The following is a 12,833-nucleotide window of genomic DNA, read 5'->3' as shown; positions in this document are numbered from 1 at the left end:
TTCGCCCGCAAACTGCTCCGAATCGCTCGCGTCGAGCCATCGCTGAATCGAACTATTATGTAGCTCCCGTGTCTTCGGTCGGCTATGCACACGATCGAAGTGACGGACAGTCAGTACGCCTACATCGAGCAACTCCGGTCGGAGTTACAGGAACAGGTGGTCGGGCGCTACGGGACCTGTCGAGACTGTGATGCAGTGCAGTTTCTCATCGACAACATCGACGACGATCTCGACCTCTCGGATACGTTCGACACCGACGCACTCCCCGGCGGTGACGAACTACACTACGACGAGGACCTGGCTGACGAAGCCGACACGGACGATGCCGATTCGCCATCCGACGACGCGGATACGGACCGCGCTGCAACAGACGACGACAGCGACGACGAGGGTGACAACAGCTCCAGTGAATCGGACGACACCAGTGGAACCGACGCGGCCGACGATGACGACATGTTAAACGAGATGATGAACCTGCTCGATACCCACGACGACAAGTGGGACGAATCCTCCTCGGGAGATTACCGATACCAGGTCGACCTCCCGGACGGCGGGACGAAGAGTGCGCAGACGAAAGACGACGTCCGGGCGATTCTCTTCAAGCAGTATCGGTGAGCGGGCGAACCCATCGGGCGTGACACGACTTGCCCCGTCGACGCGCGTCGGATCGACTGGCCACGACACTCAAATAGCTCCGGGCGAATATCACGATACCGAGCCGATGAGCCAGAGTTTCCGTCGTGGGACGTGGGGCCCGATCCGGCGTCGAAATCGGGCGGAGGGGGCAGACAGTGGGTGACCGAACCGGCCCGATCCTGGATCGAGTAACGGACCTCTTCTTCGCCGTCGACAGCGACTGGTGTCTGACCTATCTCAACCGATCGACCGAGTGGCTGTTCGAGGGATCGCGGGACGAACTCGTCGGCAGAGTGTGCTGGGACGTCTTCCCCCAGTCGATCGACGAGTCCGTCGCTGAAACGCTGTACGAAGCCCGACAGACGGAGAGTCGGGCCGTCTCCGAGTGGTACCACGACGGGAGCGACGTCTGGTTCGAGACACGCGCGTACCCCACGCCGGATGGGCTCTCGGTTTACATGATCGACGTGACCGCGAGGAAGCGTCGAACGAACGAGCTCGCCCAGAAGGCCGCCGCCGTCGAGGCGATGGACGACGGCGTCGTCCTGCTCGACGAGAACTACCGTGCTGTCTCCGTCAACGACGCGGTGACGAACACGCTCGACGTCGACACCGACGTCATCGTCGACAACCATCTCGAACGACTAACCGACCTGGCGTCGATTCCCGACGACCACGTCGTCCGCATCGGACGCGCGATAGACGAAGTTTCGACCGGCATTGCCGGCCGGCGAACGCTCGAGATCCCGTATCGATCGGGAGCCGGTCTCGATCGCCGCTGTGAGGTCAGGATCGCGACCGTCGACACGGCAGCTGCGAGCCTCGCGCTCGTCTTTCGCGACGTCACGGATCAGCACGACTACGAACAACTCGTCCACTCGCTGCACGAGCTCACCCGGTGGCTGTTAGAGGCGACCGATCCGGAAGAGATCTGTGCGATCGCCGTTCACGCGGGGAGCGACCTGCTCGACTTGCCGATCAGCGGCGTCTGGTTGCTCGACGACGAGCAGGGGTATCTGGATCCGATCGCGGGCACGGCTGGTGCGCACGAGCAGTTCGGCGGGTTGCCGACGTTCTACCCCGGCGAGGGACTCGTCTGGGACATCTTCGAATCGGGTGAACCGGCCCTCTTCGACGATCTACAACAGGTATCGGGACTCTACAACCCGGACACGCCGCTCGAAAGCGAGATTATCGCACCGATCGGGACCCACGGCGTGTTGATGACGGGCTCGCTCGAAGCGAATCGATTCGACGAAACCGACCTCCAGTTGCTCTCGACGCTCACCGAGAACACGAGCGCGGCCCTCGACCGATCCGATCGCGAACGGACGCTCCGCGACCGAACCGAGCGCCTCGAGCGACAGTCCGAACGGCTCGAAGCCGTCGCCACGGTGCTCTCGGAGGACCTGAAGGAGCAACTCACGGCCGTAGGCGACGCACTGGACTCGGGCGGGGCCACCCAGTCGGACTGGGAGTTTCCCTTCGCCGAGGACGACGTCGCCGTCACCCTCGATCGGACCGAGCGCCTCGTCGACGACATCCGCGAGTACGCCCGAAACACGACGTCCGTGGGCCGGCGCGCCCCGGTCGACCTGGAATCGGCGATCGAGGACGCCGTCGAGCAGTCACGACTCGAGAGTGCGGCGATCGTCATCGACGACGGTGCGACGCTCCGTGCGGATCCGGACCGGTTCAGGTACCTGCTAGAAACGGTGTTCGACGACGCCGCCGCCCGGTCGAGCGGGGACGTCACGATACAGATCGGCACGGTCGGCGTCGAGACGCGAACCGACGGGCCCCGCGGATTCTACATTCTCGACGACGCCTCGAAGAACCCACCGACGGCCACCGACGGACTCCCGGACTTCTCGATCGACGGCGACGAGACCAGCGACGGACTCGGACTGGCGGTCGCACAGGCCATCGCCGAGGCCCACGACTGGTCGGTCTCGATCGGCGTTGGGGAGAACGGCGGCACCCGGTTCGAGGTCCGCGACGTGACGACGCTCGATCCGGCCTAGACACGTAAACTGAGCTTCCGACACCGACCTCTCGACGCAGCGTTCGCCGGACCTCGGGAGGAGTGGAGCCGAGCCCGAACAGACTGATACCCCAGCAACTGGGTGTGAGAAGAAAGCCGACAGCGGTGGTCAGGGGCGACCTTCAGGTCGCGTTTCGTGAAATATCCTGGCAGAGGCGGTGGTAGACGTCCTGATCGAACAGCGCTTCCATCGTATCGTCGACTTTCGTCCGAACGACTGCGAGTTCGTCGGTCAACTGGTCGTACTCCTGACTCGCCGACCGTTCGGCCTCGGTCTTCTGAGCGTCGAGTAACGCTTTCTTCGCCGCGAGCGAGAAGTACTCCTGTAACTGATCGTCGTAGGTCGACCGAAGCAGGAGTTGGTCGACGACCGACGTCAGATCGCCGCTTGAGACTGGTTTGACGAGGTAATCGTCGAACCCCATCTCGATGATGTCGAAGTCGGGTTCGACGGCGGTGACCATCGCAACCCGGCAATCGAGCGAGCGCTCTCTGATCGTGTCGAGAACCGTATCACCGGAGAGCCCTGGCATCCGTCGGTCGAGCAAGACGACGTCGACCGATTCGTCGATCGCCTCGAGTCCGTCGGCGCCGTCGTAGACCGTCTCGACGGAGTAGTCGTCGTCGAGCCAGGCGCCGTACAGATCCGCGAGGTCCGGCTCGTCTTCGACGACCAGTACGTGCGGATTACGTGGCATGTCCGTGTTCCCCACAGATAGCAGAGACGTCACGTCGAACCACCAAGAAGATATCGGGCAACAGCCGGCTGTGGGGCGTTCGATCGTGACACGCCGTAACAGACGAGAGGTCCGCCGGACGACTGTTGGCCCACTGGAGGTCCTCCGGACGACTGTCGGCCCACCGGAGGAACTGGCGCGAGTGCTACTCGAGTGCGTCGACAATCGTGGACCGTAGCGACCGAATCTCGGCCATCGTGTACTCGAACGACGTGTCGTCGACCGTGATCGAGAGGGTCCCGTCGTCGGTCGGGTGTCCGAGCGACCGGACACGTCCGGCGTCACCGACGATCTTGCGGACCGCGGTCGGATCTGTCGTCTGTACCAGAACGCGACCCGGCCCCTCGGCGAACAGGACGCCGGCGGCACCCGCGTCCGTCGTTGGCTCCGGCAGCGAGACTGACAGTCCCACATGAGGCGTACACAGTTCTGCAAGCGCCACCGCCAGGCCACCCTGACTGATATCGTGAACGGCACGCGTGGTCGGCTCTCGGGCGACCGCCGTAATGGCGTCGAGGCGCGCGCTCGGATCCGTGGGCAGATCCGGGCCGGGAGCCGTTCCACCGAACTGCGCCAGGTATTCGGAGCCGCCGAGTGACTCGGCTGGCCCGGAGTCGTCCGCATCGATCAACAGGAGTTCGCCCTCGGTGTCGACCGACGCCGTCGGCACGTCGACGCCCGGGCGTGAGCCGATCATCGCGAGCGTCGGCGTCGGCGGGATCGGACCACTCACCGAATCGTTGTAGAGGGAGACGTTCCCGCCGACGACCGGCACCGAGAGCGTCTCACACATCGAGGCCAGCCCGTCGACGATACCGGAGAAGCCGCCGTAGACGTCGGGTTTCTCCGGGTTTCCACCGTTCAGACAGTCGACAGCCGCGATCGGGGTCGCCCCCTTCGCTGCGAGGTTCGTCGCGTTCTCCAGGGCGACGGCTTTCGCGCCGGCCACCGGGTCCGACGCCGTCCAGTGTGGCGCGGCACCGGCGGAGATGGCGAGGCCCACCGGCTCGTCAGCGACGTCGCCCGCCGCGTCCACCCCGGGCGGGCTGACCTCGGGGAGCGCGAGGACCGCCGCGTCGTCGCCGGGACCCAGACTCGTTCGAACGCCGACTTCGTGATCGTACTGGCGATAGATCCACCGCTTCGACGCGGTGTTGGGGCTCGCGACGACGGCCTCGAACGCCTCGGAGAGGGCCGGAGCTGGATCTGGCAACGTGGTGGATGGCGTCTCCGGCGTGACCGACTCGAGATCGTTCATCGGGGCGCCCTCGCCCAGGAACTCCGCGTCGACGTCCACGACGATCTCTCGCTCGCCTGCGTCGTCGGTGTACGTACAGACGTAGTTCCCCTCGGTCACCTCGCCGATGACCGAACAGCCCAGATCGAACCGGTCGGCGACCTCGGCTACCCGGTCGACGTGTTCGGGGCGGACCTCGTAGCACATCCGCTCCTGAGATTCGGCCAGGAGGATCTCGAGCGGCGACATGTTGGGTTCGCGCTGGTGGACGCGATCCAGGTCGATCGCTGCACCGAGTCCACCCTTCGCGACGAGTTCACTGGAGGCGCCGCCGAGGCCCGCCGCACCCAGGTCGCGGGCGGATTCGACGAGGTCCTCGTCGACGAGGACCTCGTTCGCCTCGATGAGGAGCTTTTCGGCGTAGGGGTCGCCGACCTGGACGGCCGGGCGATCTTCGGTCTCTGCGTCCTCGTCCAGATCCTCGCTCGCGAAACTGGCGCCCCCGAGTCCGTCGCGCCCGGTCGCGTTGCCGACGAGCACGAGCTTGTTACCCGGCTCCTGTGCCACAGCCGTGATCAGGTTTTCCGGCGGGAGGCGGCCGACACAGGCGACGTTGACGAGCGGGTTACCCTCGTAGTCGGCGTGGAAGTCGGCGCTGCCGGTGACCGTCGGGACGCCGATGCAGTTGCCGTAGTGACTGATGCCCTCGACGACGCCATCCATGAGGTACTTCGAGTGTTCGTCCTCGAACGAGCCGAAGTAGAGGCTGTCGGCGAGTGCGATGGGATAGGCGCCCATCGAGAGCGTGTCCCGAACGATGCCACCGACCCCGGTCGCCGCACCGTCGAACGGGTCGACGTACGAGGGGTGATTGTGGCTCTCGATCCCCAGCGTGAGGTACAGATCGTCACTCTCGTCGGCCGTCGGCACCTCGACGACCGCCGCGTCGTCTCCCGGGCCGACCACGACCGACTCGCCCTCGCTCTCGAACGCGGACAACAGTGGCCGGGACGAGCGGTACGCACAGTGTTCGCTCCAGAGGTTTTCGAACAGCGCGGACTCCGCCGCCGTGGGCTCGCGCCCAAGCGCGTCGACGATGAGTTCGCGATCGGACTCGGGAAGACTCATTACCCGAGTGGTGCGAGTGACGGAGTAAAGGGGTTTCTAAACGCCGGTCGACAATCAAATCACCGCGACGCTCGAAACTGGCACCGTTCTCAGATCACCGGCGTACGGGGAACCGTTCACAGATCACGGGCGTACGGGGCACCGTTCTCGAGAGACCACAGGCGTACTGAGAGTCACGAACTGCGGCCTCGGGCGCCCGATATTCGGCGAGAGCTGCCGGCACAGTGGACTCTCCCTCGCCGACGGCGTGGCGGGTGGATCGGGGTACTTTTCTTCACCCGCTCGAAAGGGCTGGTGTGCAGACGGTCGAGCTTCACACCCACTCGTCGCGCTCGTACGACGGTCGCGATCCGGTGGAACTCATTCTCGAGCAGGCCGCAGCGATCGGCCTCGACGCCATTGCGATCACGGACCACGACGAGATCGACGCCAGCCTCGAAGCCGTCGAGCTCGCGCCGGAGTACGGGCTCGTCGCCATCCCCGGCATCGAGATTTCGAGCAAAGCGGGCCACGTCCTCGGCATCGGCATCGAGCGCGCCGTGCCACCCGGACTCTCGTTCGGCGAGACGCTCGACCGCATCCACGACCGCGGCGGGATCGCCATCGTTCCGCACCCCTATCAGGAGTCGCGCCACGGCGTCATGGCCAGGATCACGCGCGACGAACTCGCCGCGGCCGACGCGATCGAAGTGTACAACTCGCGACTGCTCACCGGTCGGGCGAACCGACAGGCCGAGCGCTTCGCTATCGAACGCGGCCTCCCGATGACAGCCGGGAGCGACGCCCACATCAGCGAGATGGTCGGCCAGGCGGTCACGCACGTCGACGCCGACGAACACTCGGCCGAGGCAATCGTCCAGGCGATCGCCGACGGCCGAACCGCCGTCGAGGGCAAGCGCACCCCCTGGCGGATCAGCTTTCAACAGGCTGCGGGGGCAGTCAAACGCCGAATCATCGCGATGCTCACGCAGCTCGGTCCATGACGGGCCCGACCGACCTCACGTTCGGCTCCGACCACGGGACGTCACAGGTCGTCCGACGGGCCATCGAAACCGGCGAGGCGCTCCCGGGAACCGGCGGCTTTGCCGGCGTCGTCGACGGGCGACTCGTCCGCGACGTGCTCGGTCGGGTACCTCTCTTCGTCGAGTCGAGTGCAGTCGAGTCCGACGACACGAGCGACGCGGGCGAGCGCTCGTGGCACCTGTCCGAGCACCCCGTCGAACAGTCCGATTGGAGTCACCGTCCAGCCTCGCTCTCGGAACCGGTCCCCGTCCCGGCCGGCACCGTGGACGGGCGACCGACCTGGTCGCTTCCCGATCCCGACCCTGTTGCCGACGCCGATCAGGTCCTGACGGAGCTCGACTGCGCCATCCGTCAGCGAACGCGCCAACACAGTGGCGACAACGTGGGCGTGGCGTTCTCTGGCGGCGTCGACTCCGCACTGCTGGCCGCACACGTCGACGCGCCACTGTACGTCGTCGGCTTCCCCGACAGCCACGACATCGAGGCGGCCGAAGCCGCGGCCGAGGCACTCGGCCGCACCGACGACCTCCACGTGACCGAGCTCACGCTCGACGACGTCGAACGGGCGGTCCCCACGGTCGCAGCCGCGATCGGGCGCACGAACGCGATGGACGTCTCGATCGCGACGGCCGTCTACCTCGTCGCCAGCGCCGCCGCGGCCGAGGGCGTCCAGTCGCTCGTGCTCGGTCAGGGCGCAGACGAACTGTTCGGCGGCTACGAGAAGGTACACCGACTCGACCATCGCGTCGAGGCGAACACGGTGGCCGGGGCCGTCCGAGAACTGCTCTCGTCGCTCCCCGACCAGCTGGCCCGTGACGTCCTCGCGGTAACTGCCGCCGGCGTCGATCCGGTCGTCCCGTACCTCTCAGACGAGGTCGTCGGCCCAGCACTCTCCATGCCGACGGACCTGTACGGCACGGAATCCGCCAGAAAGCAGGCACTCAGACGGCTCGCTCACGAGTCCCTTCCCGAGTCGATCGCCACCCGTGAGAAGAAGGCATTCCAGTACGGCAGCCTCGTCTCACGGGAACTCGACCGCCTCGCCCGGCAGGCCGGGTTCAAGCGACGGATGGACGACCACGTCGGACAGTACATCGACTCGCGGATCGACGGTACCAGTGAGAACTAGACTGTTTGAGAGCGATTTTGACGTTCAGCCACGCCACTATAGCTGTGAGAACGTTCTCAGCGATGACCCAGGCGGCCAGACAGGTTGCACAACGAATCCAGGAAGTGAGAACGCCGAAGAGAGTAGGTGAGTGAGGGCCCGTCGATCAGTCGAACACGTCGTACTCGCTCTTTACCGGGCTGGACTCGGCGTCTTCGTCGGCGTTTTCGCCCTCGCCGCGATGGTCGGCCACCCGCTGTCGGTTGATCTCGCCGATCCGGCCGAGGATCGACTCGACCGTCTCGTCGACACGCGATTGGACCTCGCTGTCGTCGTTTTTGACGATCGGCCCGTGACCATCGGTCTTTCCGAAGTCCGGATGCATTGGGAAGGACCCGACGAGTGGGATCTCGTAATCAGAGAGCGTCTGTTCGACACCCTGTCGGTCACCGAGCAACCGGTGTTCGTCACCACAACTCGGACAGACGAACGAACTCATGTTCTCGACGACGCCGATGACCGGCGTGTCGTGTTCGTTGTACATCTCGATCCCCTTTCGGGTGTCGTCGAGTGCCATGTCCTGGGGCGTCGTGACGATAACCGTCCCCGTGACGGGCATCGCCTGCAGGAGGTTGAGCGTGGCGTCACCGGTGCCTGGCGGCAGGTCGACGACGAGGTAGTCGAGGCGACCCCACTCGACACCCTCGAAGAATTTCATCATGAACTTGTTGACCATCGGGCCACGGAGCATGGCCGGATCGTCGTCGTTCTCGAGCAAGAAGCCGGTACTGATGACACGAACGCCGTCGGACCGAGGCGGGACGAGTTCGTCGTCCGGAGTGACTCCAGGTTCGCTCTCGACCGGGAGGATTCGCGGGACGTTGGGGCCGTGGATGTCTGCGTCGAGCAGTCCGACCATCGCGCCACGCTTTTCGAGGCCGGCAGCGAGGTTGGCCGCGACGGTGGTCTTGCCGACGCCGCCTTTGCCCGAGGAGACGGCGATGACGTTCTTCACGCGGGGGAGCACTTCGGCGTCGAATCCGATGTCCGCCCCGACGCGCGCCCTGATATCCGGTTCGGCACCAAGCTCCTCGATCGCGTCGCGGATGGCGGTACCGACGTGCGCTTCCGCCTCGTCGTACGGCGTGTTGAGCGCGAGTGAGACGGTCACCGTCTCGTCGTCGATCTCGATATCGTTGATGAGGCCGAGTGAGACGACGTCGTCGCCGAGCGTGGGATCCTCGACGGTAGCTAACGCGTCGTAGACGTCTTCGGTGGTTGGTGAACTCATAAAGTCGTCGTGACCGAACTAGGCCGTCACGACTCTTGTATGTTTGCTAATCGGGTGATCCGAACCGCGAGAAGGCAGTGTGTACGAACGCACAGAGCGGAGAATCAACGATTCGCGAGACCGATCGAACGGCCGGCGTGTCGAAACGGACGCCGCCGGTGGCGAATTCGGCGAGTGGGTTCAGCCGAGCGGCGACGGTGCGCCGCCGTAGAAGACCAGGCCGATCAGGACGGTGAGGATCAACATCCCGACCCACATGTTCGCGGTGATCCCGACGAGGTAGACGACGCCGAGCAGGCCCGTCTTCTCGTCGCTCGGGTTCCCGACGAACCACGAGATGGTCATTACGTAGACCGGCATCAGGATCAGTCCGAAGATGATCCACGTCCCCGGTCCGGAGAACCCGGTCGTCCCGCTCGTGGGCTCGTAGCCGTGGTACAGCGGCAGGTTCGCGACCGCGGACGCCGTCACATCGAGTGCACCAGCGAGGAGGCTCATGCTTCCACCTCCGTCGAGCCGTGCTCATCGTGATCGCCACGAAGGTGCTCGATCGAGTGGAGTTCGACGATCGGAATCATCTTCGAGACGAACAGGAAGATCAGTGCGACCATCCCGATCGTGCCGAGGATCGACGCGATCTCGATCAGGCTCGGCACGTACGTCCCGGGGACCCCGCTGTACATACTGAACTGCACGTAGAGGAATCCCTCGACGACGAACAGGACCTTCTCGATCAGCGTCGCCGACAGCACGGCGAACGCGGTGATGATCGCTCGCGTCTTGGTGAAGAGTTCGGGTCGAAGCGCCTGGGCGAAGATGTACATCAGACTGCCGGCCACCAGCCCCATCGAGACCATGTACAGCGGCGCGTGAAGTTTGCCGTGGGCGGCTTCGAGTGCCGCCACGCCAGGGAAGTAGACGCCGTTGATGATCGTCTGGAGCTGGAACCACAGCAGCATCAGGCTGAAGAACCCGAGCCAGAGCAAGAGCCCGCGGAAGATGTCACGGGTGATGATGTGATGCCAATCGTACGCGCGCGTGAACGCGGCAGCGGCGATGGTCACACCGCTGATCGCCGACGTGAGGGCGATCGCGAGGAACATCGGCCCCTGAATGCCGCCGTCCCAGATCGGGTAGGTCGCGAGGAGCGAGAACAGCCACGGGATAACGCCGCCGTGGAGCAAGAGCGGAGCCATGATGATGATCGCCGCGGCGATCCACCAGACCATCCGCTCGATGATCTCGTCCTCGGCTTCCGAGTAGCCGAAGGTCAGAATCTTGTAGACGGGTTCTAGGATGTCCGGGAGGTCATCACGGAGACGGACGATGTCGTAGCGAATCGTCAGCCCGAGGTACGTCGCCGTCAGGACGAAGTACGCCGTGATGACCGTCACGTCCCACACAAGCGGTGAGTTGTGGACCGTGATGTGATAGTGGCTGATGACACTCGTGACCATGCGGTCCGGACGTCCCATGTGCACGAGGATGTAGAATCCGGCTGCGGAGAGGCCACCGAGGGTCAGGAGTTCGGCCATCCGCGCGACCGGCATGTATCGCTCCATGCCGAGCAGTCGGACGGCTGCGGAGAGGATGATCCCGCCGTGGGCGATCCCGACCCACCAGATGAAGGCGCCGATGTAGACGCCCCAGGTGACACCGCCACCGCTGCCCCAGTCGCCGAGACCGGTGACGACGAGCCCCTTCTGCAGCTGGTAGGCCCAGCCAACCAGGAAGAGAGCGAACGCCAGCCCAGCGATGGCAACGAGAGCGACCCACTTCTTCGTCAGCGTGTTGACCGGGCGGAGGATGTCCGCCTCGGATGGGGTTTCGGCGCTCATTTAGAGCCCCCGGACGGTTTCTTCTTCGATCACGTCCATACGATTGTCGACGACCGAAGCATCCGAGCCGTCGGCCCGGGAGTACGTAATGTCCGAGTACTGTGTCACGTTTTTGCCCTCGGGGATCTCTTCCGCCGGGATCTGCTGGGCGTGTGGACCCGGTTCGTTACCGATGTATGTGACGTTCGGACTCGTTCCGACCTCCTCCAGGAGGTTGAACGCCGAGGCCTCGTCGCCAAAGACGGATTTGAGGGTGCTACGAGCGTCGCCGAACGTCTCCTCGCCGAGGTTGAGCGTACGCCTGACCTCGGTCGACTCGAAGTCGATGCCGGCCGCGACGAGCGCATCGTTGTAGGCGCGGGCTTCCTCGACTGCAGCCGCCATCGACCGATTCCGGTCGAGATCGTTGGAGAGTTCGATGTCGTCGGCGATGATGGTGATCGCTCGAATCGTCCCGATCAGTTCGTAGCCGTTCACCGAGAAGTACGACGACTGGACGAAGTCGATCTGGAAGAGATCGAACGCCTCGTCGAGCGTCGCCTCCCCGGTCGTTCCAAGTTCCGACTCGATCTCGTCGATCGACGGGAGGGGCGATGCTGGTGCAGCGCCGCCCGGACCGTTGAAGAAGTTCTCGACGGCACGACCGAACGCGGGGTAGTCGGCGTAGACGCTCGGATCGCTTCCGTCCTCGTTGACGTCACCGAACTGGATCGCGCCTGGCGGACAGGCGTCCATACAGGCTGTCGTCCCGACCTTGTCTTCGCCACCGTAGCCGTCCTGGCGACTCGGGCAGAACGTACACTTGCTCATGACGCCACGTGGGGACCGGCTGTCGACCGGTCGGTCGCGGTAGTCGTGGATGTGATCGCCCGTCATGTCTGAGTGCTGTTCCGCGATCGCATCCTGACTAACGTCGGGTTCGTCCCACTGGAAGTAATTGACCCCGTACGGGCAGGCGACCTGACAGTAGCGACAGCCGATACAGACGTCGTAGTCGGTCAGGACGATGCCGTCCTTACTTCGAGTGTGGCGAGCCGTCGTCGGGCAGACCTTCTCACACGGTGCGTCAGTACAGTGCTGACACGGCCGGACGAGATACGGCCAGTCCTTGACGCTGGCCTCGTCGGGATTCTCCGGCGCCCCGACGGTGTCGTCCTCGTAGGCCATGACGTACATCCAGTTGACGCCCTCGTCGAGGTTGTTCTCCTCGCCGCACGCCTGCATGCAGGAGAGACAGCCGTCACAGACCTCGAGGTCGATCGTCATGCCCCACTGCGTTCCGGAGGTGTCACCGCCGGAGGAGGGAGCGTTGGCGTCTCGGTCTCGGCCGTCAGCGAGTGCACCCACGCCGAGTGCGGCACCGCCGACGCCCATCTTCTTCATCACGTCACGTCGGCTCTGGTCGCCATCAGCGAGCGACGTGAGAGCGTCGACGAGCCCGCCGTCCTCGTCTTCGAGCTCCTCGATCGCGTCCGCCGTCGGACGCTCGTCTTCGCCGAACTCGTCGAGTACCTGTTCGTGGTACTTTTCCTGAAACTCGGCTTCCGTCAGTTCACCAGCGACGAGTCGCTGGGCATCTTCGGCCATGGCGAGTCCGAGCTCCGTGTCGTGCTCGGTATCGTCGAGCATCGACGTGAGCTCTGACTCCCACTCAGCACCGAGTGGATGGAACGATTCGTCCTCTGTATTCGTGCTCATTGTGCCGGCCTCACTGGACTAGGCTCGTCGTGGTGCCATTGAAAAGGTGTCGACTTCCGGGCGGCACTAGATCGGGCCGAACTGACTCGGCTT

Annotated in this window: 10 protein-coding genes; 4 read left to right on the top strand and 6 right to left on the bottom strand. The window is 64.6% G+C overall.

The window, feature by feature from the left end; all coding sequences use genetic code 11:
- Positions 1-84: 84 nt before the first annotated feature.
- Together HALRU_RS05545 and HALRU_RS05540 are read left to right on the top strand one after the other, a co-directional pair.
- Positions 85-615 (top strand): hypothetical protein, encoded by a 531-nt coding sequence (locus HALRU_RS05545; protein ID WP_015300419.1) that lies wholly within the window; start codon positions 85-87, stop codon positions 613-615.
- 176 nt (positions 616-791) lie between these two features.
- Positions 792-2,660 (top strand): PAS domain-containing sensor histidine kinase, encoded by a 1,869-nt coding sequence (locus tag HALRU_RS05540; protein ID WP_015300418.1) that lies wholly within the window; start codon positions 792-794, stop codon positions 2,658-2,660.
- Positions 2,661-2,802: 142 nt separating this feature from the next.
- Here the strand turns inward: HALRU_RS05540 and HALRU_RS05535 are convergent, their stop codons facing one another.
- Together HALRU_RS05535 and purL are read right to left on the bottom strand one after the other, a co-directional pair.
- On the bottom strand, positions 2,803-3,378 hold the full coding sequence (locus HALRU_RS05535; protein WP_015300417.1) for a HalX domain-containing protein: 576 nt from the start codon (positions 3,376-3,378) through the stop codon (positions 2,803-2,805).
- 184 nt (positions 3,379-3,562) lie between these two features.
- Positions 3,563-5,782 (bottom strand): phosphoribosylformylglycinamidine synthase subunit PurL, encoded by a 2,220-nt coding sequence (gene purL, locus HALRU_RS05530; RefSeq protein ID WP_015300416.1) that lies wholly within the window; start codon positions 5,780-5,782, stop codon positions 3,563-3,565.
- A gap of 296 nt (positions 5,783-6,078) precedes the next feature.
- On the opposite strand from purL, the gene HALRU_RS05525 reads away from it, so the two are divergent.
- Both HALRU_RS05525 and HALRU_RS05520 read left to right on the top strand, forming a co-directional pair.
- Entirely contained in the window at positions 6,079-6,765 is a 687-nt protein-coding gene (locus tag HALRU_RS05525) for a PHP domain-containing protein (protein WP_015300415.1), read from the top strand.
- Positions 6,762-7,934: an asparagine synthase C-terminal domain-containing protein gene (locus HALRU_RS05520; protein WP_015300414.1), complete on the top strand. Its 1,173-nt coding sequence runs from the start codon at positions 6,762-6,764 to the stop codon at positions 7,932-7,934. The genes HALRU_RS05525 and HALRU_RS05520 overlap by 4 nt, the downstream gene beginning before the upstream one ends.
- Positions 7,935-8,079: 145 nt before the next feature.
- Here HALRU_RS05520 and HALRU_RS05515 read toward each other — a convergent pair whose 3' ends face one another.
- From HALRU_RS05515 to HALRU_RS05500, 4 genes are all read right to left on the bottom strand, one after another.
- On the bottom strand, positions 8,080-9,204 hold the full coding sequence (locus HALRU_RS05515) for an Mrp/NBP35 family ATP-binding protein (protein WP_015300413.1): 1,125 nt from the start codon (positions 9,202-9,204) through the stop codon (positions 8,080-8,082).
- Between the two features lie 180 nt (positions 9,205-9,384).
- Positions 9,385-9,702: a hypothetical protein gene (locus tag HALRU_RS05510; protein WP_015300412.1), complete on the bottom strand. Its 318-nt coding sequence runs from the start codon at positions 9,700-9,702 to the stop codon at positions 9,385-9,387.
- Positions 9,699-11,042, bottom strand: coding sequence for an NrfD/PsrC family molybdoenzyme membrane anchor subunit (gene nrfD / locus HALRU_RS05505; RefSeq protein ID WP_015300411.1), 1,344 nt, complete (start codon positions 11,040-11,042; stop codon positions 9,699-9,701). The genes HALRU_RS05510 and nrfD overlap by 4 nt, the downstream gene beginning before the upstream one ends.
- The gene (locus tag HALRU_RS05500; protein WP_015300410.1) at positions 11,043-12,740 is read right to left on the bottom strand and encodes a 4Fe-4S ferredoxin N-terminal domain-containing protein; all 1,698 of its coding nucleotides are present in this window, start codon (positions 12,738-12,740) and stop codon (positions 11,043-11,045) included.
- Between the last annotated feature and the right edge of the window lie 93 nt (positions 12,741-12,833).

This window comes from Halovivax ruber XH-70, from assembly GCF_000328525.1.
GTDB lineage: Archaea > Halobacteriota > Halobacteria > Halobacteriales > Natrialbaceae > Halovivax > Halovivax ruber.
The sequence above is the reverse complement of the archived record's forward strand: the minus strand, read 5'-3'. Positions and strand labels throughout refer to the sequence as shown.